Raw genomic sequence first — 20,877 nt, 5'->3', positions numbered from 1 at the left:
GCCGGAGTTGAACACCACATGGAGATTACTATGAACACCTCTGCCCATGAAGCGGGGCCGTCCGCCTCACTATCTATCGCACTCCTGAATCTTCCGATACTTGGCATGACCTGCGGCTCTTGCGTTGGACGGGTTGAAAAGGCCCTCAAAGCCGTCCCTGGGGTCCGTGAGGTGACCGTGAATATTGCTACTGAGCGCGCCTCCGTGGTTGCCGCCTCCACGGTGCCGGTCCCGGCCTTGGCTGCGGCTGTCGAAAAGGCTGGATACGCAATAGCGGAAGAGTCCGTGGAGCTTTTGATCGGTGGGATGACCTGCGCGTCGTGCGTGGGACGTGTCGAAAAAGCGCTGAAGGGTGTACCAGGCGTCAAGCATGCGGAAGTCAATCTAGCCACGGAGCGTGCGCAGGTTCGTTTCGATGCAGGATTGCCTCCCGAACGCCTGGTAGCCGCCGTTGTAAAGGCGGGCTATGAGGCGCAGGTGGCGGATACGAACACTCCCACTGAACACGACAAGCAGTCGGCGCCCTGGTGGCCTGTCGCTCTAGCCGCTGGTCTGTCCTTCCCCCTGGTATTGCCCATGCTTGGCATGCTGTTCGGTCAAGACTGGACACTCAACGGCTGGATTCAACTGGCCCTGGCCACGCCTGTGCAGTTCTGGCTGGGCGCGAGGTTCTACCGCGCTGGCTGGAAGGCTCTTCGTGCAGGCGCAGGCAACATGGATCTGCTGGTCGCATTGGGTACGTCGGCCGGGTTCGGTTTGAGCCTGTACCTGCTGGTCAAGCACGCTGAGCACGGCACACCCCACCTGTACTTTGAAGCCTCCTCTGTCATTGTCACGCTAGTGCTCCTCGGGAAGTGGCTGGAAGCCCGAGCCAAGCGACAAACCACCGAAGCGATCCGGGCGCTGCATGCGCTGCGCCCAGAAATTGCACGTGTGCGCACTGATGCCGGTGACATTGATCTACCACTCTCACGCGTGAAAGTAGGTGATACGGTGGTTGTCCGCCCAGGGGAGAGAGTCCCGGTAGACGGCTCGGTGATCGAAGGCGCAAGCCAGGTGGATGAGTCATTGATCACCGGGGAGAGCCTGCCTGTGGCGAAGCACGTCGGTGACAAGGTGACGGGAGGCTCCGTGAACGCGGAGGGCTTGTTGTTGGTACGGACGACTGCGATAGGCGCAGAGTCAACTCTGTCGCGCATCGTGCGGATGGTTGAGTCGGCGCAGGCGAAGAAGGCTCCCATCCAGCGGATTGTGGATGAAGTGAGTGCGGTCTTTGTGCCCGTGGTGCTCGGCCTTGCTGCCATCACACTGATGGGCTGGGGCTTTGCCACTGGCAACTGGGAACAGGCGATCCTCAATGCTGTCGCGGTACTTGTCATTGCGTGCCCTTGTGCGCTGGGTTTGGCTACTCCCACCGCGATCATGGCGGGCACCGGCGTTGCAGCACGCCACGGTATTCTGATCAAGGATGCAGAAGCACTGGAGGTTGCCCACCACATCGACACCGTGGCGTTCGACAAGACCGGCACCCTGACCGAGGGGAAGCCCACTTTGACGGCTGCGATGCCTGCCGAAGGCCTCCAGGATCAGTTACTGCCGTTTGCTGCGGCCATTCAGAACGGCAGCGAGCATCCACTGGCCAAGGCCGTGATGGACGCTGCACGCACCCAGGGTGTGACCGTTCCTCGTGCCACTGAGGTCACAGCGGTAGCTGGCAGAGGCATGTCTGCTGTCATCAAAGGACGCCAGATCCGCCTCGGGAGTACACGTTACATGGAGGAGTTGGATGTCAACATGGCCAGTCTGACCGGGGCTGCAGTACAGATGCAACAAGAGGGCCGCACAGTATCCTGGTTGGCTGACGTGACCGATGCGCCAGAAGTGATGGGTTTATTGGCATTTGGAGACACAGTGAAGCCCAGCTCACAACAGGCCATTGCCCAACTGCATGCTCTGGGCATCCAGACCGTCTTGGTCACCGGGGACAACAAGGGAAGCGCAAGCGCAGTAGCCAGCGCGTTGGGCATCGATCAGGTTCGTGCTGATGTGCTGCCGGAAGGCAAGGCGGATATCGTGGCGCAGCTCAAGTCAGGTGGCAGGCACGTTGCGATGGTGGGTGACGGCATCAACGACGCGCCCGCTCTGGCTGCGGCGAATGTGGGAATTGCCATGTCCACGGGCACCGACGTGGCCATGCATGCTGCGGGGATCACGCTGATGCATGGTGACCCCGCGTTGATCGCAGATGCCATCGACATCTCTCGGCGCACGTACGCAAAGATCCGTCAGAACCTTTTCTGGGCATTCGCGTACAACGTGGTCGGGATCCCCTTGGCTGCATTTGGACTGTTGAATCCCATGGTGGCGGGAGCAGCTATGGCCCTCAGCAGCGTGAGTGTGGTGACCAATGCGTTGCTGCTGCGTTCTTGGAAGAGGTAAGGACGAGCGCCAGATCCGACAACAGATCCTGTCAGATGCAGACCGCGTATGTCCATCGCAATCAGGCCGACTCAAGAGGTTCTGTGAACGTGCTGATGGTGCACATCTGGTGCGTGGGGGTGAGCGTGGGTCATAGGGTCATGGGTGTGCTTGTGACTGTGGCTGCTCTTCGGCATAACATCGTGCACATGTGAATGGTGCCCATCGTCGTGCCGGTGAGCATGTTCATGCTCCAGCACTTCGTGTGTGTGCTCGTGACCATGGCTTTCCGCCAAGTGCAGTGCCACTCCCGCCAGCATCAATATGCCGCCCAGCAGCATCAACCATCCCGCAGAGCGGTCCCCGAGGCCGAGAGCCACGGCAGCGCCAATGAAGGGGGCAAAGGCGAACACTGAGCCCGTCCGCGCCGCGCCAAACGCCCTCTGGGCCAGAAGGTAAAAGCGCAGGCTCAGGCCGTAGCCCGTGGCGCCAACGGCGAGAAGCCCGAGTGCCGCATACAACGACGGCAAGGGCTCACCCGTCGAAACAGCCAATGCTGCCGTCGCAGCGGCTCCCAAGGTGGCCTTGGCCATCACCACCTGGCTGGGGTCGCGCTCAGCCAGCCCGCGGGACAAGGTGTTGTCCACCCCCCAGGCGACCGTGGCCAGCAGCACGGCAAGCAGTCCCAGCAACTGCACGCCCCCTTGCAGGCCCTGGTCCAGAACGAGCGCCATTCCTCCTGCGAGCAGCAAGAGCATGGCGGCCCACACGCGGCGGTCCATGGTTTCGCTGTACAGCCACCAGGCCAGCGTGGCGGTAAATAGCGCCTCCAACGTAAGCATCAGCGATGCGCTGGCCCCGCTCGTGTACTGCAGGCCCCAGGCCAGGGCGACCGGGCCCAGGGCCGCACCGATCCCCGCCATAGCTAAGAGACGCCAGGCGTCGGATCTCTGCAACCTTGCCTCATGGGCTGCGGTTCGCAAGGACAAGGCTCCGACCACAGCTGCTCCTGCGTATAGAAGCGCGGCCGTCGTGAACGCCCCCAGCCCTGCACCCAGTCTCTGGACCGCAGGCGTGCTGATGCCGAAAAGAACCGCCGCCAGGAGGGCGAGAAAGCCACCGCGCAAGGCAGGGAGACGCAAAAGTTCACGCTTCATGGTGCAGGTGATTTCGTCATGAATCCTCGTGGTGATATTCTCTTGCTTGATGAACCCTGAAGTTCGTCAAGGTCAGGCAGTAAGGACAGTGGTCGGTTGCTCGGCAAGGAGAGGATAGTCAGCTTTCGGGAATCGCGGTCATCGGCCTATCCAAATTCAGTCTTCCCGGATACTGCAGAAAGTTGCCAAGAATTGTGGAGCACCACTCGACGCGGTCCGGCAGACACGCGCGTCCACCGGAATACTGAGCAGACAGTCGGCCAATGCTGATTGCGAGTCAGCAAGCTAGTTGAGCAGAAGCAAAGACTTTGAATTCGATCAGGAGCATCGTCTTCTCCCCTCAACTCGAAGGGAGACCATCATGGGATCCGAAGTCAACACCCCTCGCTATGAGCCTTGGAACAAGGGCAAGCTTGTCGGTCAGAAAGCTCCTTTCAAGCTCAAAGATATCTGGGCTCTGCGCGTGCGCCTTCAGATAGAAAATCGCGTTCGCGAGCTTGCTCTCTTCAACCTTGGCATCGACAGCAAGCTTCGTGGTTGTGACCTCGTCGCCCTCAAAGTTCGGGACATCTGCCACGGTGAGCAAGTTGCATCTCGCGCTGTCGTGATGCAGCACAAGACTCAACGCCCCGTCCAATTTGAAATCACTGCAGCTGCCCGTGAAGCTGTGCAGAAGTGGATCAAGGTCGCAGGGCTTAAGTCCGATGACTTTCTCTTCCCGAGCCGTATCCATGGCTCACCGCACTTGGGGACACGACAGTATGCGCGGATACTAGGTGGCTGGGTGGAGGAGCTCGGTCTTGACCCAGCAGAATATGGCACGCACTCTATGCGAAGAACCAAGGCAACGCTGATCTACCGGCGAACAAAGAACTTGCGCGCTGTGCAACTTCTTCTTGGTCACTCCAAGCTTGAGTCCACTGTGCGCTATCTTGGCATCGAGGTAGATGATGCGCTTGAAATATCTGAGCAGACTGAAATCTAGTCGACAGTTCAGTCGCCCCGGCGGCCGCACAACTACGCTCCCACGGGCGATGGTGCTCACATCCAATCACAGGTTAGGTGAGTTGGCATATTTCCGCTTCTAGCCGAACCGGTCATTCGCCAGCTCATACTGAACGACCGCAACCAGCCTGAAGCAGCCGTATTGACCATTTTTCAGCTGCATTCGTTCGCTTCATCCCATCCAAAGAAATCACCTCCCACTGGAAGCCCTCGCTTCTTATCTTGTGTGGGACGACCATCAGCGCCACCCCCCGAGCTGCGTTCACATCTGCTCAGTGACCCGTCCTGGAATAGGTTGACACCTATGCGAGACTGAGCCCTAGCCGCAGTTGGCTTGCAAGAGACGCCCGGTGCACCGCATCGGGCGTTTTGTATTCTAGGGACAGGTGGGGCCGTTGCTCGTTGTACATGCGCACTGACTCCCTCACCATGGTCCTGGCTTGCTCCAGGTTTGCGGGGCGGTGCAGCAGGAATTCCATCTTCAGGATGCCGTTGACCCGTTCCGCCAAGGCATTCTGGTAGCAGTCGTACCCATCGGTCATCGAGCAGGTGATCGCATGGCGAGCATGGATGCGCTGGTACTCCGCCGAACAGTACTGGATGCCCCGATCGGAGTGGTGCACCAGTCGCTGGCTGGTCTGCCTGTAGCGCAGGGCCATTTTCAGCGCCTGACTGACCTGGGCAGTTTCCAGCCCTTCATGTACGTGCCAGCCCACGATCTTGCGGGAATAGGCATCCGTTACCAGGCTCAGGTAAGCAGGCTTTTCTTTGGTAGGCAGGTACGTAATATCGGCCACCCACAGCTGTTCGCAGCCGCTAGGCGCCACCTTGGTCGCGGCCTCTTTGAGCAGGTTGGGATGACGCCGGAAGCGATGGTGGCTGTTAGTTGTCTTGTGGTACGACCGCTTGGGCAAGACCAGCATCCGTTCGTGACGCAGGAGGTCGAACAAAGCATCACGACCGAGCTTGATGCCCGCGTGCTGCAGCGGCGCCTTCAGGATGAAGTGCAGCTTGCGTGTGCCGATGCGCGGCTGTTGCCGCCGCTTCTCATCGACCATGGCCACCACGCTGGCCCGTTGCTCATCTCGCAGCCGCTGACAGGTCAGGGCCTTGTAATGCGCCTGCCGGCTGATACCCATGTACTGGCAAGCCCTCACAACGCTCAGCCCTTGGACAAGCTTTTCTTGGAGGACTTGCCAGCAGGCTTTTTTGTGACGGTTACCCCATGATCGCGCTTAAGCACATGGACCACCGCCTCGAAGAACTGCGCTTTCTCCTGCGCCTGCTTCAGCTGCACTTCCAGCTCCTTGATGCGCTGCTCGGGTGTCAGCGGCTTGACTGGCTCTTGCATGGATACGGCTCCTTTGGAGCCCGATGATGCAGTCTTCCAGTCTTGGCGGCCATGCTTGCGCAGCCAGACCAATACGGTCGAGGCCCCTTGGATACCGTAGCGCTCCTGAGCTTGCCCGTACGTCAGCTCCCCTCTTTCTACCTGATCCACCACCGCCAGCTTAAAGGCCAGCGTGTAGTCCTTCTGCGTTCTCTTAACCCATTGATCCATTTGACTTTCCTTTCCGATGAACAGAAAGGTGTCAACCTCATTTAGGACGGGTCACAGACCAAAAAAAGAAGCCACAATAAAAAAGGGACCAGGCCACAGCCTAGTCCCCTTCAACAAGTAGTGGCCAACGCCACATTCGCCAGGCCTCACCCCAGCCTGCACAACTCCATGTTTACCTTGACGAGCTCTGACTCGTGAACCCACCCGAGGGTGGAGTTCGGACCAAACTCGGCGTCATGGACTCCCTTCAACTGCACCCACTCCTGAAACCGCCCCACCACCCGCAAGGTAAACCCCTTCATCAGGATCATCTTGGGCTTGGTGTCCTCGTACGGCACAGCAGTCTCAAATACCCGCGTGCCTACAAACACCGTACGGTTCTTCACCTCCTTGCTCAGCGGCCGCACGCAAGCCGAAGTCTCCGGCTGTGGTGACTGCGCCCATGCGCCTTGCACCAGCAACGCACACAAAAGGCCGCCAGCTAGCAATAGGGCAGGGCAGGTAACTCCCTGGAGGTGCCTAGGAATTGCTTTCGTTCCAACATCTTGAACCTGCTTATTTCTTGTTGTCTTCATTGCATAGCTCCTTTCCGCGCCAGATCAGCGCCCGTGTTTCTCAACACACTCGATCAAAGCCTTCGCAAAATCTGCCTGCAGGGTCTGCAGCGGAATCCCACCCCGGCTCTCCGCAAACTCATCCAGGTTCTTGAGGTCGTAGCGCTCACCCATCTTGTCCACCGCGCACTGACAGGTCTTCTTGCTACTACCTCCATCGGTACAGCCCTTGACCATCATCCTTTCAGTCTTGGAGCCAGAACACCCGGCCAAAGCCAATGCGGCTCCCAACGTGATTGCTGTGATCACACCCCTGGACCCACGGATCCAGCTTTGCAGACCCACTAGCTGCGCCCCCGTCATTCCGAATCGCATAACCCCTCCTTGTGTAAAAAAACGCACGCCCAGCCCTCCAGGCGCGCTCATCGTTCTGTTCCCAACTCAAAGCCCCTCACCGCTTGCCACTATCGGCCATCCCAATCAGCAGCCAGAGCACGATCACTCCCAGCCCGAACCAGAAGCCCAGCGAGGCAAAGAACAGGTAGACCATCAAACACCCCAGAATCAGCTGAGCCAAGAACGCCATGGCACTCGCTCCTTCCTAGTGCTCAACTGGCCATCACAAACGCCACCATGGCCACGATCAGCAAGCCCCCGATGAACTTGCCCAGACCCGGCAAGACCACCACCGGCCACACCAACCCCTGACCCAGGTGATACGCAAAACTCCGGTAGGGCTCATCCCCCCAGTTGTTCGCATAAACCGCGTACAGCAGCCCGATCAAGAAATACCCAACCAAAACCCAACGACCCCACGCAAACCGCTTCATGGCAACTCCTCCTAAAGTTGAAGCACTAACCACTCAAAATCTCCACGGAGCGCGCAAAAGGTGATGCAAACTCCGTAGATGCAAAGAAGGCAAAACCGCATCCTCCGGCGGTGTCTGCCAAACCCACGCCCCCGACCCATCTGCCCGACCCGGGCAACGTGCGCGAAGTCCTCGCGTACTGGATTCGGCTACTGCGTGTAGAAAAAGGCTGGTCCCAAGAGCGCCTGGCCCACGAGTGCGAACTCGACCGCACCTACGTCTCTGCCGTAGAGCGCTGCCGCTGGAATATCGCCCTGGCCAACATCGAGCGCCTCGCACAGGCCTTGGGCGTGGAGCCTTGGACCCTGCTCAAACCTCCAGAGCAAGCGACCAAGCCCGCGCGCAAAGCCGCCCGAAAGCCGACTGCCAAGGTTTGATCCTGCGATCAAGAGGGAAGGGACCAGCACCTTCATTGCGAAGTCACCGGCTTCCCATCCCGCGTGAGCGACCCCTGCTGATACACGAACTCCACCAACTTCTGAGCCGCCTTGCGCTGCTCTTCCTCGGGCTCGAACGGCCCTGCAAACCCCAGCATCCGAATGGACAGCCTGGGAGCCTGATTCGGCTTCTCCTCGACCACGGCAAACACCAGGTCCGAGCAGGACCCGAACTTCGGAGACACCTGCACCCCCTGGGCCGACACCGCCAGCACCTGGAACAGGGCAGGGCAGGCGGTCCCCGACCCACTTTGCAGCAACAGCACATCCTCTGCACCCACCGGCGCATGGCGCACGATGCGCACGGATTCCTCCTGAGGCGATAGAACGGTTTGCCCGTTTAAAACAACCGAAGAATCTCCCTCCTGCACAGCCACAACCCCAAACCGGGTCTTGACCTGCATCTCAGGCTCCTCCAGCGCAGACTCCACGCGGGCAGGTCCGGCATCAATGATCCCCAGCCAAGCCGACGGCGAAACACTGAACCCCAACTCACCCAAGACCTTGGTGGCCGGTGCCTGACTGTCCAGCGGCCTGGCCCGTACCCCCTCGACCAGACACGGCATGTTCTGCACACACTGCGACAAAAGCCGTTCGCCCAGAGCACTCTTTGGATCGAACACAAACGCCACGAGATCCCCCGTCTCCGGGCTGACCTCGAACACCGCCCCCTGCTCACCCCGGCGATCCAGCACCCCTGCGATCTCCAGAAACCCCGACACCGTCTGCACCGGCAACTCCGGCGCCTCGGCCTCCTTGCGTTGGCAACCGGCCAGCACGCCGACCACACCCAACGCCACCAACGAACCTGCCGCCAGGCTGCGCGTAAGCCGCAAGCTTCTTCTCATGGATTGCATAAAACTCCCTCTCTGATGCTAAATGATATGTGATGCAAATGCATCAATTGAACGCCAACCAAAGACCATCGGTTGACCGATTGCTGAACGGGCAGGGATGGGGAAGTGGCTGCGAGATCTTTGCCGCAGCTCAGCCGCTACCGTGTGAGATGTTCCATATGGAGCGAGAACATCCCTGCCCGTGACCAGCTTCCCCCGTGGACCTGCACAAACTCCGTTGCCTTGGTACGATCCAAAGCGCACGCAACGAAGACCCCCACCAAGAACAGATCCCCTGAGTGAAGAACCTCAGCGCCTCCATCTCGATGAACCCGTCCACCGCCAGGAACTGCTGCGGCTACTGTGGTGCCACCAGCTACCACCGCGTGCTCGCACGCGATGACGCCGGAGTCATGCGCTACACCGAAGCCCTGCGTTGCACAGGTTGCGGCCGGGAATACGCCAACCTGCAGGTATGGCGCCAGGGCGACACCCAAGACGCCACGACTCCTCCCGTTGCAACTGCCAACTGAGCATTCCTGGGCTCCGGTTCGCGTAGAGTGCTTCCTGTGCCTAAAGGGTCCTCCTTGGACCCAATCACAACACTCCAGCACTCCAGCACTCCAGCACTCACTCCCAACGCACCCCCATGTCCAGCTACGCCGAACTCCTCGCCCAGAAAAAACTCCTCGACGAACAAATCGCCAACGCCAAGAAGGCCGAGTCCGAACAGGCCCTCCAAACCGTCCTGCAACTCGTTCAGGAATTCGGCTTCACGGCCCAGCAGGTCTTCCCCTGGAAACCGAGCAAACCCAAGAAGAAGGTGGAAGCAAAGTACCGGGATCCCGAGACTGGTGCCACCTGGTCCGGCCGGGGTAAGCCGCCCCAGTGGATTGCAGGCAAGGAGCGCACTCCCTTTGTGGTTGCCTGATCGGCATCGCAAGAGAGCCAGCCAGTGCGGATGCACTGTCTGAGCTCTCGCCAGGTCACTGGGGGCTCTGGCCTTTGCCGGGAGACAGTGCGATCGCTGAGAGGACCATCCCGCAGTCCAGGTTGCCCTCCAACGTACGCGCCGACCACACGCTACGGAACTCCGCCACTCGCATAGCCGCCTCGTGGTACGGATAGGCCCCCGGAGCCAGACACTGGTTGTGCCCCAATCCCCATCCAGGATGCACCTGCGTATCCAAGACCAAGAGGCCAGAAGCTTCTGTGCACACCACACTGCCTGATCCATCTCCTGCCGGACTCCAAGGCCCTTCCACACCGACCACGAGCATCCATTGAGGAGGAGGGCAGGGCCGGCGAGGGGCTCCCCGCACCTCCCTGGCAATCGACTGCCAGAGCAACAGCACCAGACCCCCACGGTGTACTGCTGCGTGGCACAGCGCCAGCAAGTCGGAAGGCGCTTGCTCCCAGACCAGCTGAGCATGGAATCCTGGCAGGAGCCGCTGCGCATGGCGCAACACGCCGGCCGCACTGGTCACAGTGGGTATCGCAACCCGCTGGCCGGTGAGCAAGGCCACCGCCTGCTGCAGCACCACCGCCCCCGTGCGATGGGGTGGTGCTCGATGTCTCACCAAAATCCCCGGCAACACCTTGGCACCCGATTCAGAATCGGGCCCACTGCGATAGCAAGGCACCGTCTCCATCACCAGTCCTACCGCATAGCGCCGAACCAGCCCTTCAGGCCCCCGCATGGGAAGCCCCTGGATCACCCGTTGCGGTGGAACGCACTCCCAGAGCCTCCTGCTTGCGATGCAGCTTGCCGCGCAGCGAGATCGGCGCGGGTGCTTGCTCCGTTCCACCATCTCCATTCGTATCGGAATCCGGATAGAACTCCTCGACGACGTCCACCCCTTCCTCTTCCGATTCCTCGAACTCCCCTAGGGCCAAACCCTGGCGTGCCGCTTCATCGAGCGCCACCTGATCCAGACCCAGCGCAGCCTGTTGCTCGCGTTCCTGCCGTGTCAATGCCACGACCTGGGCCAAGCTGCTTCCCGCTCTCAGCGTCAGATCCACGTAGTAGATCGGCGTGCGGTGTGACAGCGTCGTGGACTTGCCCCGCAGCCGAAGCTCCAAGGGCAATCCCGCCAACAATCCACCCGACACAGCAAACAGATACCGCAGCCGAGCCGACAGCGTCCGGATGCTGTTGAAGCCCGTCGTCCGAAACACAAAGCTGCCCAGTTCATCGCCACTCATACCCGCCATACCTGCTTCGGTATTCCCCTCAGCCTCCACCCGCACATGCAGCCGTCCATACGGCTTGCAGTTCCCGTCTTGGGCCAGCGGACACACCGCAGGCGAAGGGCAGGGCAGGGACTGCATCCCCGACAGGGTCACCCGCTTGCAGCTTTCTCCATCTCCAACACACAGAGGTCGTCCCGTGGCCCGATCAAACATTGTGTAGTTCGCCCTGAGGCTCAGGTCCGGATCGTCAAACAGCAGCCGCACCGGAATGCTGCGCAGCTTGGTCCCCGGCTCCTTGCGCAACTGGGCATCTACCGGATGTAGCACCCACCCCTCCTTGTTCTGCACCTGGCTGGTCAGCGTGAACTCATCGTCCTTCTCAGGCAGGCGACGTCCTGCCTTCTCCACCACCCGCCCAATCGCAATGCGCCCGATCACGGGCGGTGTCAAAGCCAAACCTTTGAGCATGTGAATCTCCTTGTTGAATGTCAAAAAACCCCCCAAAACACAACGGGCCTCACCGTCACCGATGAAGCCCGTCAGGGGATGCGTTTATGAAAATGAATTGAATGAACCTGGGCCCCGATGTCCCCGGCCCACCTTCAGGTCTGCACCAAAAACCTCCGACTCCCCGGCTTCGGTACCGTGTAAGCCTTCACGATCTCCGGCTGCTCCTTGGCAAGCCGCGCCGTATCGAGCTGCGTCCCATCCCGGCTGCGTTTGAAACTCACCTCACCGTTCTCAAACACCGCCCGGCTCGAATCCCCCATACGCTGCTGAATCGTCTGCTTGAGCTGCGCTTCCAGGGCCGTGTTGGTCGCCAGCACCTCCCGCACCGCCAGCAGGTCAGAAAACACCGCCCCCATCACCAGGTCATGTTTGAGATTCAAGGTAAAGCCGGTGTCCCGGGGATACAGCGCCCGCAAAGCCCGGTCTGCCGAATCCGACCCATCGGCCGGAGGCGCCTGGCCCCGCTCCACATAACCCCAGAACTCCCGCTCCAGGGTGATGAGCTGAGCAATCAGCTCCTCATCCCGCTCGATGCGAAAGATCTGCAGCTCCTGGCCCCCGAGCAACACCGCCACGTCCGCAGCCTGTTTGCCCGTCACGGCCAACTGGTGCTGCACCTGCAACTGCACATACTCCGGCACCCCATCCCGCCAAAGCCAGGCCCCTTGAATGCCTGCGGTCTTGCACTCAAGCAACTGGACATCGGGTGCCCCAAGGACCTCCCGGTCGATATTGGCAAGCATCCATGGGTGCTCGGGATGCTGCAGCACCGCATTGATACGCCGCACCCGTTTGCCCGTACGGCGGGTGTAGTGCGCCGCCACAATGGGCTCTAGAAGAGCACCCCAGTACATCGGACTCAGATCGTCTGCACCCCCATCACCCGGCGGGACAGTGGGAGCACGACCGGTCTTCTCCATCCACAACTCCAGCATCGACTGGTAGGGATTGAGCCCCACCGCCGCCGCAGCATCCGAACTGCCAATGCCTCCTTTGCGGACCTGCAACCACTGATCGCGATCCAGGTCTTGGGTCTTGACCAGCCGAAGGGCAGGGCGGGGTTTGGTGGGAGATGAACCCACCGGTGAAACAACAGGTTGAACCATGCTGACTCCTTGAATGTGAAAAAAACGAATACCAGCACCGCCCCCAGAAAAACAAAGACCCCGGTCCACTGAAGGAGCCGGGGTCTATGCCGTTAAGGGCGATGGAGGTGAATGGATAAGGCGCGAGACAAAAAACAGGATGTGCCGCCAGAACGGCAGGCACCATCACGACGCCAACTGCAAGGCCTGCTCCAGAGCCCGCTGCTTGAGCGTGGCGCCCTGACCAAACCAGGCACTGTCCAGGCGGTATTCCTGACTGCGCGCCCGGCGCTCGTGGTCCACGAACTCGGTGATGGCGCACAAGAGGCCCCAGGCCGTGCCCTTGGCGGCAGCCAATTCCGCACCCCGGCCCTGGCCCTCGTACATGGCCTGCACCTTCTTGAGGGCGCGCTCATTGGTGAGACCTGCAGACGCATCGGCATGCCCATCCGTCTGGCACAGCACCTTGAGGAAGTAGTTCATGGACTCATGGCTCTTGACCCTGCGCTCAGACAAGGTCTTCATGCGGTACATGAAACCATCCCATTGCGAGACGGCAATGCCCAACTGCTTCTTGACCGCCTGCGCATCAAAGCTGGTGCTGTGGGGCACCTTGATCGCGCTCGATGTTCCGGACAGGGCAATGGAGAGGGTGTTGTTGCAGACCACACGCACGGTGGTGGGGGTGGCCGTGGTAGCCAAGGTCCCATCGCAGGACGTGGCCAACAGCAGATAGCCATTGACCACATCGTTGCCCTTGAGGGCTGAGGACTTGCCAGTGCGGGCCAGGGCCCAGAACTTGCGCCCAGCCTTCAGGACTCCGGCAGTCTCCAGCTCATAACCAGAGACTTCCGTCAGATCCCGATAGAACTCCAACACCTGCTTGGGCTGCACGACCTGGTAGCGGGCACTGACCACTGACAGAGGCGCCTTGGTATCGCTGCGGTACAGCACCTTCTGGTCGGGAAACTCCATGGGTTCGCCATAGAGGTCCGAGACAGAAGATGCGGTGCCAGAGCCAGAACCAGTACCGGCCTGCGTGGCCATGTAGCGCACGGGGGTCTCGCGAATGGTCCAGTCCATGCCCGCTTCACGGGCCCAGACATCGATGGGTTGTTTGGCGGGCAGTTGCTGACCCAGGTTGTGCCAGGGGGTCTCACCGACATAGGCCATGGTTTGAACGAGATGAGCCATTGAAATACTCCTTGAAGAAATGGAAGAAAGAACAAGAAAACGAAAGACCGACAACACGAAAACCACCCGCCCACAGCTGCGCCACTGCGTAACTCCGAAGAGCACACAGCTGGAACAAGGAACCAGGGCAGGGGAGTGAGAGAGGAAGAGAGAAACGAAAAGCCAAAGAAGCGCGAGGCCGAGGAATCAGCAGGACGAGGACCGCCGAAACACCTCACTCGCGTGGAGGGCTAAAGGTGTGGCCGCATTCCAGGCAGCGGTAGTTGGCGAGGCAGTTCTGATCGACGGCTTCACCGATCTTGCTGCCGACTTCGCAACCGATGGCGCCGCCCACCAGGCCACCGAGGGCGGCACCGGCGAGACCACCCAGGACTGACCCTGCAGGACCGGCGAATGCGCCGAAAGTAGCGCCCAGTCGGGCACCGCGCAGTGCACTCGCTGCGCCGCTGGCAGCGCCTGCGAGTGCGCCGACAGCGCCACCAGCAGTGCGACCGAGATCGCGGGATTCCAATCGTGGGGATTGGCATTGGGGACAGGTGAGCATGGAAATCTCCTTGAAAGAACATGCGGGTGAAAGAACCAGAAAACCAAGATAGACAGACCAACAGGCAGCCCCAAAAAGCAAAAGCCCCGGGTGCGTGAACACACGGGGCTGAGAGGGCGCGAGATCGCAAAACCGAGAACCAGAAAGACAGAGAACTCCGACCAGGACGGCATAAAGCCCGGCAACTCGAGATGAGCTTGCCGGGCTTTATGGGCGTTGTGCGACTGCCAAGGGGCAGACGGTGGTCAGGTCACTGGGGTGATATGTGACTGAAGAAATTTAGGATCGGGTACCCGAATTGCATTGAGTCCCACGGGGCACAACCGGAAAGATGTCCGATATGTTTGCATCTGCCCCCCATCTTCTGAAGCAGAATCGTGGCCTCATCAACCCGTGGAGAAACGTATGAAACCAGAACTTGCCGGCTCTGTCAAAGTGACTTACTTACGGCGTGATCGAGATGAAGACGGGGAACTGATAGAGCTCAAGGAAGGGGAGGAGCAATACAGGGGTGAGACGTGTACAGACGTTGTTGATGCCTCCGACTTCGTTTGGGAGAGCGGTGCGGGGCCGCACCTTGACGAGGACGGTACATGGTCGGGTTCCGCGTTGTTCAAAGCGTATTGCGACGGCTATTGCGTCACCTGTGAGATCAATATCGCCACCAAGGATCGTCTGCCCAAAAAGCTCACATTGAACGTCGAGAGTGAAGCGCTGGTCGACTTTGTTTGGGTCGACCAACTCACCGTTGCGTTGGTCCCTACGTCTGGTGTCGGTGCGTTTTAGAAACTCGTCGAGTAGTGACGTCGGGTGAGGCTCCGCGATCGTGCTGGAAACTGGGGTGATCTCGGTTTTTGTGCCGGATCGGAAGGTTATGGAGAAATCTCTTTTTAGAACAACTACTTAGCGTTGCGCAAAGGTGTTCCGCGAGTTCGAAATTCTTCCAGCGTTTTCCCGCGCGCGATGGCTTCGTTCAACCAAGAGGGTCGCCGCCCCTTTCCTGCCCAAGTATTCCCAACTGCATCCTCGTACAGGACAGGTTTGCCGGCTGGGGGTCTCCCGGTCTCTGAGGTCAAAGATTGAATCTTTCTTGCGTTGGCAGTGGTTGCTTCGAACAGATCGGCTGGCTCCAATTCGAACTTGGCGATTACCTCTTTCAACAGTGGAATGATTTCCTCGGCTTCACGGACTTCGCTCATCGCCTCTTCAAGGCGTTTCTTCATTTGAGTGAGTGTCTTGGGCACTGGGATCTCCATAACGGAAGCTTGGACGCAACTTTCTCCATTGTGATGGGGAGCGCCGATGAGAGATAGACCGCCTCTGGCAGTCTTCAACACAGTCTTGCGGTCATGCGTTGGTGTGGCTTTGCGGCGCCTGCAACGTATCCAGGCGGCGCATCAGATCCGCCGTCAGCTGCTGGCGCGCCGCGTCAGCCGCGCTTGTTGCTGCGAGTTGCCGCTCCAGCTCCAGATTGCGCTGAGTGGCCTGAAGCAGATCCGCCTGCAGACGGGCGAGGTCTTGCTCTCGACTCAAGGCCTTCGCAGTCAAATCTTCAAGTTGCTGGGGTACTTCGGCAAGGCCGAGGGCAGTTTGCTGCGCCGCCTGCAGCTGCGTTTCCAGGCTCTGGAGTTGCGACCTGGCCTGACCCAACTCCCGCGCGAGTGCCTGGTTCTGCTGGTGGTCGTTGCGCATCTGCTGCTGATTGGCCGAGACAGCCGCATTGGCCTTAGTCAGTTCCGTCTGCAGGTACTGCAGTTGCTGCTCGTGCTGGCGTAGCTCGCGCTCGCGCTGCTCCTTGGACGCTTCGCGGAAATGCTCCAGAGCCTCCCTGGCATGGGTGTGCTTCTCTTCCAGGGACTGGCTGTGTGCTTGGGCACTCTCAAGCCGGGTCTGCAGCTGGGTCGTTTGCTCGACCAGTTGGGCCTGCTCGATCGCCTTGAGGGCCAACTCCCTGTTGGCGTGCTCGAGGGATTCGCGTTCCCTGGCCAACTCCAGTTGGGTCTGCTCCAGCTGCCGCCTGGCCGCGGCTGTTTCGCTCTTGGAGGTCTCCAGGCTGGCCTTGTACTGCGCTTCCTTGGCGTTGAACTCCTCCATCAGTGCAACGACCCTCGCATTGGCATCAAACTCCAACCTGGTGGACAGGCGGCCTACCAATTCCGCGAGCTCATCGCTGATGCTGATTTTCGGTGCCGTAGCGGCGGCTTCCTCGTCCTCGATTTCCTTGAGGTACCTGTGGATGGTCACCTTGGAGCCGGTATTGCCCAACTCGACGCGCACCGCATCGATGGACGGGTACTTGCCTTGGCTGATCAGCCTATCCCTGGCTCGCAGCACCTCAGACTTGTAGATTCCGGCTCTGGCCATGGCATCCTCCGATTTTTTCGTACCGTATTACATACCATTATATTACATACTGGGTGTGGCAATGAAAAATTGGGATTTCACGAAAAATTCAGACTAGTTAATAAGGGTTTATCTGTTGTGATCACTTCAAAGCCCGCAAAAATGGGGGGGCCGCAGCATGTAACGCGATGGGAGGGGTGGTTTTTCAGTTGCGCGGTCGCGCGTTAAAAATCAGACATGGGGCCGTGGCATGCTATCGATATGAGCATCACATGCGATCTAAGAACCTGGGCAAGGCGGATCAAACGCGATGGAGTGACGCTGTGGTTTGCAGGAAAGAATCCACGCACCCCCTGGTACGCAAAGGCCCTTGGAGTGTTTGTCGTGGCGTACGCGCTCAGCCCGATCGACCTGATTCCGGATTTCATACCAGTGCTGGGGTACTTGGATGATGTATTGCTGCTCCCCGGCCTGATATGGGTCGCTATCAAACTTTTGCCGGCGGACGTCCTGGCTGAATGCAGAACACAAGCCGATGAGTGGATGGCTTCCAAAGCAGCAAAGCCGACCAGCAAAGTCGGCGCAGTCGTTGTTGTACTACTGTGGCTCGCTGCCTGCTTGGGCGCCTGGTATTGGTGGAAGTCGGGCATGACTGGCTGAGGGACGGACTTGCGCGAATCGCCTCGGGAAGGCGCTTGTCCGCCGCAGGCTTTGCGGCATAGGCCTTTGTGAACCTCCGTGGCTACGCTTAGACACAGTGCTGTCAAAACTGTAATGCTGCGGTCAGCGGCATGTGGGTGCCGGATTTCTAGACTTGTCTCCGAGGTGCAAGAAGGTTGTGCCTCCTGAATTCCCACCCGGGCGTTCAGTGCTCAAGGAGACCCCATGAAAGCTCGTTTCGCCCTCATCGCATTCAGCCTGGCAGCCACTGCTACGGCGTCTTTCGCTTCGACCGCGTTTCACACCAGTCCTAGCCAGGAAGAAGGTGCCACTTTCGTGCCATCTCACCTGGGCCGCACCGTCAGCCGTGAAGACGTCCAGCAAAACGTGCTCGTTGCGCAGCAAAACGGTTCGTTGCACTGGATCAGCCGCGGCTACCCCGCCACCTATCCACTGGTCAAAGCACCGGTGTCAAACAAGAGCAGGCAACAGGTTCTGGATGAACTTCAAGCTGCTCAAAAGGGCCCCGCCACTACGAATGGCGTGCGCGACCTGGGCGGCGAGATCGGCTGGGTCGAAGCCCACCAGGCGCCGTGACCGGCTGAGGGCCCTCGGGCCTGGCACACGCAATGCAATCGACTCCGCCCATCCAAGGCACAAATTTTCGCTTCCAACCATTGACCTTAAGGACCAACATGAAACTCAAGACCACCCTCATCATCCTCGCGCTGAGCGCAGCCCCTGCATTCGCTTTCGATGCCAGCCATGGCGCCCAGTCCAAGACACGCGAGGAGGTCAAAGCCGAGCTCTCGCAAGCCCTGCGCAGCGGCGACATCATGGCCGGCGGGGAAATCGGCGCCAAAGTCAGTGAGCTCAACTCCGGTGGCTACCAGTTGAAGACCCCGGTGCTGGGCAAGACCCGGGACCAGGTGCGCGCGGAACTGGAGCAGGCTGTTCGCAGCGGTGACATGCTTGCCGCCGGGGAATCCGGATCACGGCTCAATGAACTGCAGCCCAACCTGTATCCGTCCAAGATGGCGCAAGCAGGCAAGACACGCGAGCAGGTCAAGGAGGAACTGGCAGAGGCTATCCACACCGGGGACCTGATGGCCGCCGGCGAGGACGGCCGCAAGCTCAATGAAATCTACCCTGGCCAATACCACCAGCACCACGCGGGCTCGACGGCCGCGCAATCGGGCCACTCCAATGGCCGCGATCTCTGAACATCAGATCCAGAGCCCAGTCGCGCTGGGCTGGCCCGCCCTCACGCTCCGTGGTGGTGGGCACCAGCGCCGTTCACTCGTGCACACCGGGTGCGACCGGTGAGGTATCTGAATCGGCCGACTTGAGCTCGCCTGTGCTCTAGTTCATCTCACGTTTGACGAGGGCTGCCGAGCAATCCCAAACCTTGACGTAGACCGGCTCTCCAGCAACCACGGCTACATCTGCAGGCAGACGCGCAACGGTCCAGCGCGACCGACCCACCTCTCTCCACTGAACAATGGCGAACCGCTCTTGCGCACGATCTAACTGATCGGCCTTGCACCGGCGCTTGTAGAACGCCAGGTCCTGAGCAGTGGCTTCAACCCTGCTGACTTTGCCCACGCGCCAACCCTCCGCCCACGGTAGGGAGTTTTCATACACGGGGGTGGCGCAGCCGGCGGCGAGCATGGCCACGACACACAGCGCTGGCAGGCGCCACCTGTTTGCCCAGCGCTGTGCAAAGCAGGAACGGAGGGTGGTCGTCCACGCGGAAATCACACGGGTGCTTTCCAGTGATCCGCACCAGCATTCGAAGTGCCGGCGGCAGCCGTACCGCAGGCTTGGGTTTCCAACTGAATGGTGGTGTGGGTGATCTCGAATTGCTTCGCCAGCAACTGGTTGACGGCGGCCAGCATGGTGCCAGGGTCTGCCGCTTGCGGGTTGTACACGACGTGAGCGCTCAGGCTGGTCTTGGCGCTGCTGACCGCCCAGACATGCAGTTCATGCAAGGACACCACCCCTGGCAGGTCCAGGAGCGCACGCTTGAGCTGAGGCAGATCGATGCCTTCGGGGACGCCTTCGAGCAGGATGTTGAGCGTCTCTTTCAGGAGGATCCAGGTGCGCGGCAGCACCCACAAGCCGATGGCCACGGCAATGACGGTGTCGACCCAGTTCCACCCTGTGAACAGAATGACCAGCGCCCCCACGATGACCCCAATCGAGCCGAGCAGGTCGCTCCAGACTTCAAGGTAGGCTCCTTTGACGTTGAGGCTGGAATCCTTGCCTGAGGACAGAAGGCGCATGCTCACGAGGTTGACGATCGTGCCCAGTACAGCGATCACCAGCACCCCAGTGGTCTGGACTGCCGGCGGGTTGCTCCAGCGTTGCCACGCCTCATAAAGGATGTACGCCGCAACGCCAAACAGGAGTAAGGCATTGAACGCGGCGGCCAGGATCTCAAATCGGTGGTAGCCAAAGGTGCGCCGGTCGTCGACATCCCGGCGCCCGACCCGAATGGCCGCCAGCGCAATGGCCAGCGCCGCCACGTCGGTGAACATGTGTGCGGCATCGGACAGCAGAGCCAGGCTGTTGAGCATGACGCCGCCAATGACCTCTGCCAGCATGAAACCGCCGGTGAGCATCAGCGCGTAGCGCAAAGCCTTTTCGTTTCCTGCCGCTGGCAAAGCGTGGTCGGAACCTTTTCCCATGGTCTGTCTCCTCAGATTCAGTCTGGTGATGTCATCGACCGCGTTCAGTCCGCGGTCCTCGTCCGGCCTTGGCGCTCAGTGACGTCGCCGGTGCCGAGGCTTACCCGTGGTCCGGCACTTCAAGCGCGTTATTTGCCGGTCCCTCAGTCTCTTGGCCAGTCGCCGGCTGTACTTGGTTCGAACGTCCATCGGGGGATGGCGCTTGAGCCACATGTGCCGCAGCCGCCAGAACACAAACACAGAGACCAACAAGCTGATCCAGATCCAGAACAGCTTGGCGAAAAGCCCACCCTGGGCCGCCTGCATTGACATGGATCGCTCCTTTTTGCCTCTAAGGGCAAGGACATGCACAGCGCCGAGGGGCGGTACGGACCCGCCACTGCGGTGTCGTTCGCATGGACTGGAGCGATGCTTCGGGCGGCGTTGGTGTTACTTCAGCGTGAAGCGGACCGAGGCGACCGACTTGCCGGCCTTCGAGACGGCGACCACGGCTTTGGTACCGGCGGGGACCTTGAAGCTACCCGCGGCTTCCAACTTGCCCTCACCGGCTTGGAGTTGAACCTCCTGCTTCTCGCTGCCGGCCAGCAGGGTGACCTTGGCGGTCATCCCCGCCACGGCAACGGGTTTTCCGTGGTCGCGCATGAAGAGCTGCAGCTTGTCGGCACTGGCGACGAATTCGTACTCGACGTCCTTGGCTTCCGCCACAGCACCACCATGCATCGGCTTGACGTCGTGGCCGTGGTTGTCAGCCGCGATGGCTGCGCCAGAGATCGATACCGTGAGGGCGAGAAAGAGGTGGGAGAGTTTCATGGCAGTTCCTT

At 60.1% G+C, this 20,877-nt stretch carries 24 protein-coding genes; 9 read left to right on the top strand and 15 right to left on the bottom strand.

The features are described 5' to 3' along the window. The first annotated feature begins 30 nt into the window (after nt 1-30). On the top strand, nt 31-2,439 hold the full coding sequence (locus ACSQ3D_RS23775; RefSeq protein WP_056419913.1) for a heavy metal translocating P-type ATPase: 2,409 nt from the start codon (nt 31-33) through the stop codon (nt 2,437-2,439). Nucleotides 2,440-2,510: 71 nt separating this feature from the next. Here the strand turns inward: ACSQ3D_RS23775 and ACSQ3D_RS23770 are convergent, their stop codons facing one another. Further along, nucleotides 2,511-3,575, bottom strand: a complete 1,065-nt coding sequence (locus tag ACSQ3D_RS23770) for a DMT family transporter (RefSeq protein ID WP_056419640.1) — start codon at nt 3,573-3,575, stop codon at nt 2,511-2,513. A 361-nt stretch (nt 3,576-3,936) separates the two neighbouring features. On the opposite strand from ACSQ3D_RS23770, the gene ACSQ3D_RS23765 reads away from it, so the two are divergent. Beyond that, nucleotides 3,937-4,560, top strand: coding sequence for a tyrosine-type recombinase/integrase (locus tag ACSQ3D_RS23765; protein WP_082493247.1), 624 nt, complete (start codon nt 3,937-3,939; stop codon nt 4,558-4,560). A 322-nt stretch (nt 4,561-4,882) separates the two neighbouring features. Here the strand turns inward: ACSQ3D_RS23765 and ACSQ3D_RS23760 are convergent. From ACSQ3D_RS23760 to ACSQ3D_RS23740, 5 genes are all read right to left on the bottom strand, one after another. Beyond that, a protein-coding gene (locus tag ACSQ3D_RS23760; RefSeq protein WP_436128527.1) for an IS3 family transposase occupies nt 4,883-6,141 on the bottom strand; the annotation gives its coding sequence in 2 pieces (ribosomal slippage) (nt 4,883-5,793 and nt 5,793-6,141; 1,260 coding nt in all). 146 nt (nt 6,142-6,287) lie between these two features. Then, complete coding sequence (locus tag ACSQ3D_RS23755) at nt 6,288-6,716, bottom strand: hypothetical protein (protein WP_156371541.1); 429 nt, start codon at nt 6,714-6,716, stop codon at nt 6,288-6,290. Between the two features lie 24 nt (nt 6,717-6,740). Continuing rightward, entirely contained in the window at nt 6,741-6,935 is a 195-nt protein-coding gene (locus ACSQ3D_RS23750) for a hypothetical protein (RefSeq protein WP_056419652.1), read from the bottom strand. Between the two features lie 211 nt (nt 6,936-7,146). After that, nucleotides 7,147-7,281 carry a hypothetical protein gene (locus ACSQ3D_RS23745; protein WP_268753247.1) on the bottom strand — a complete coding sequence of 45 codons (135 nt, stop codon included), beginning with the start codon at nt 7,279-7,281 and terminating at the stop codon, nt 7,147-7,149. Between the two features lie 22 nt (nt 7,282-7,303). After that, a complete protein-coding gene (locus ACSQ3D_RS23740; RefSeq protein ID WP_056419655.1) occupies nt 7,304-7,525 on the bottom strand; it encodes a hypothetical protein in 222 nt (73 codons plus the stop codon). 110 nt (nt 7,526-7,635) lie between these two features. Here ACSQ3D_RS23740 and ACSQ3D_RS23735 point away from each other — a divergent pair, with 110 nt between their 5' ends. After that, nucleotides 7,636-7,941, top strand: a complete 306-nt coding sequence (locus tag ACSQ3D_RS23735) for a helix-turn-helix domain-containing protein (RefSeq protein ID WP_082493256.1) — start codon at nt 7,636-7,638, stop codon at nt 7,939-7,941. 32 nt (nt 7,942-7,973) lie between these two features. Here the strand turns inward: ACSQ3D_RS23735 and ACSQ3D_RS23730 are convergent, their stop codons facing one another. Then, the gene (locus ACSQ3D_RS23730; protein ID WP_056419660.1) at nt 7,974-8,858 is read right to left on the bottom strand and encodes a hypothetical protein; all 885 of its coding nucleotides are present in this window, start codon (nt 8,856-8,858) and stop codon (nt 7,974-7,976) included. 278 nt (nt 8,859-9,136) lie between these two features. Here ACSQ3D_RS23730 and ACSQ3D_RS23725 point away from each other — a divergent pair, with 278 nt between their 5' ends. Next, on the top strand, nt 9,137-9,370 hold the full coding sequence (locus ACSQ3D_RS23725) for a hypothetical protein (RefSeq protein WP_108499592.1): 234 nt from the start codon (nt 9,137-9,139) through the stop codon (nt 9,368-9,370). 116 nt (nt 9,371-9,486) lie between these two features. Continuing rightward, entirely contained in the window at nt 9,487-9,768 is a 282-nt protein-coding gene (locus tag ACSQ3D_RS23720) for an H-NS histone family protein (protein WP_056419663.1), read from the top strand. A 755-nt stretch (nt 9,769-10,523) separates the two neighbouring features. On the opposite strand, the gene ACSQ3D_RS23715 is transcribed toward ACSQ3D_RS23720, so the two are convergent. The 4 genes from ACSQ3D_RS23715 to ACSQ3D_RS23700 all read right to left on the bottom strand — a co-directional run bounded on the left by ACSQ3D_RS23715 (nt 10,524) and on the right by ACSQ3D_RS23700 (nt 14,363). Further along, nucleotides 10,524-11,498 carry a recombination directionality factor gene (locus tag ACSQ3D_RS23715; protein WP_056419919.1) on the bottom strand — a complete coding sequence of 325 codons (975 nt, stop codon included), beginning with the start codon at nt 11,496-11,498 and terminating at the stop codon, nt 10,524-10,526. 134 nt (nt 11,499-11,632) lie between these two features. Then, entirely contained in the window at nt 11,633-12,646 is a 1,014-nt protein-coding gene (locus ACSQ3D_RS23710; protein ID WP_056419666.1) for a YqaJ viral recombinase family protein, read from the bottom strand. Nucleotides 12,647-12,811: 165 nt separating this feature from the next. Further along, the gene (locus ACSQ3D_RS23705) at nt 12,812-13,819 is read right to left on the bottom strand and encodes a DUF932 domain-containing protein (protein ID WP_056419669.1); all 1,008 of its coding nucleotides are present in this window, start codon (nt 13,817-13,819) and stop codon (nt 12,812-12,814) included. A 214-nt stretch (nt 13,820-14,033) separates the two neighbouring features. Further along, nucleotides 14,034-14,363, bottom strand: coding sequence for a hypothetical protein (locus ACSQ3D_RS23700; RefSeq protein WP_082493259.1), 330 nt, complete (start codon nt 14,361-14,363; stop codon nt 14,034-14,036). A 405-nt stretch (nt 14,364-14,768) separates the two neighbouring features. Here ACSQ3D_RS23700 and ACSQ3D_RS23695 point away from each other — a divergent pair, with 405 nt between their 5' ends. After that, nucleotides 14,769-15,149, top strand: a complete 381-nt coding sequence (locus tag ACSQ3D_RS23695; protein ID WP_056419673.1) for a hypothetical protein — start codon at nt 14,769-14,771, stop codon at nt 15,147-15,149. Between the two features lie 113 nt (nt 15,150-15,262). On the opposite strand, the gene ACSQ3D_RS23690 is transcribed toward ACSQ3D_RS23695, so the two are convergent. Further along, nucleotides 15,263-15,607 (bottom strand): H-NS histone family protein, encoded by a 345-nt coding sequence (locus ACSQ3D_RS23690; RefSeq protein WP_158274163.1) that lies wholly within the window; start codon nt 15,605-15,607, stop codon nt 15,263-15,265. Nucleotides 15,608-15,710: 103 nt separating this feature from the next. Then, nucleotides 15,711-16,727, bottom strand: a complete 1,017-nt coding sequence (locus tag ACSQ3D_RS23685; RefSeq protein WP_082493261.1) for a DNA-binding protein — start codon at nt 16,725-16,727, stop codon at nt 15,711-15,713. Between the two features lie 240 nt (nt 16,728-16,967). Here ACSQ3D_RS23685 and ACSQ3D_RS23680 point away from each other — a divergent pair, with 240 nt between their 5' ends. The 3 genes from ACSQ3D_RS23680 to ACSQ3D_RS23670 all read left to right on the top strand — a co-directional run bounded on the left by ACSQ3D_RS23680 (nt 16,968) and on the right by ACSQ3D_RS23670 (nt 18,589). After that, nucleotides 16,968-17,366, top strand: coding sequence for a YkvA family protein (locus ACSQ3D_RS23680; RefSeq protein WP_056419922.1), 399 nt, complete (start codon nt 16,968-16,970; stop codon nt 17,364-17,366). Nucleotides 17,367-17,591: 225 nt separating this feature from the next. Next, nucleotides 17,592-17,963, top strand: coding sequence for a DUF4148 domain-containing protein (locus tag ACSQ3D_RS23675; protein WP_056419676.1), 372 nt, complete (start codon nt 17,592-17,594; stop codon nt 17,961-17,963). Nucleotides 17,964-18,061: 98 nt separating this feature from the next. Then, nucleotides 18,062-18,589, top strand: a complete 528-nt coding sequence (locus ACSQ3D_RS23670; protein ID WP_056419680.1) for a DUF4148 domain-containing protein — start codon at nt 18,062-18,064, stop codon at nt 18,587-18,589. A 534-nt stretch (nt 18,590-19,123) separates the two neighbouring features. Here ACSQ3D_RS23670 and ACSQ3D_RS23665 read toward each other — a convergent pair. Together ACSQ3D_RS23665 and ACSQ3D_RS23660 are read right to left on the bottom strand one after the other, a co-directional pair. Further along, complete coding sequence (locus ACSQ3D_RS23665) at nt 19,124-20,056, bottom strand: cation diffusion facilitator family transporter (protein ID WP_056419686.1); 933 nt, start codon at nt 20,054-20,056, stop codon at nt 19,124-19,126. Between the two features lie 429 nt (nt 20,057-20,485). Continuing rightward, the gene (locus tag ACSQ3D_RS23660; protein ID WP_056419692.1) at nt 20,486-20,866 is read right to left on the bottom strand and encodes a hypothetical protein; all 381 of its coding nucleotides are present in this window, start codon (nt 20,864-20,866) and stop codon (nt 20,486-20,488) included. Nucleotides 20,867-20,877 lie beyond the last annotated feature (11 nt).

Source organism: Acidovorax sp. LjRoot117 (genome assembly GCF_964252695.1).
Taxonomy (GTDB): domain Bacteria; phylum Pseudomonadota; class Gammaproteobacteria; order Burkholderiales; family Burkholderiaceae_C; genus Acidovorax.
The sequence above is the reverse complement of the archived record's forward strand: the minus strand, read 5'-3'. Positions and strand labels throughout refer to the sequence as shown.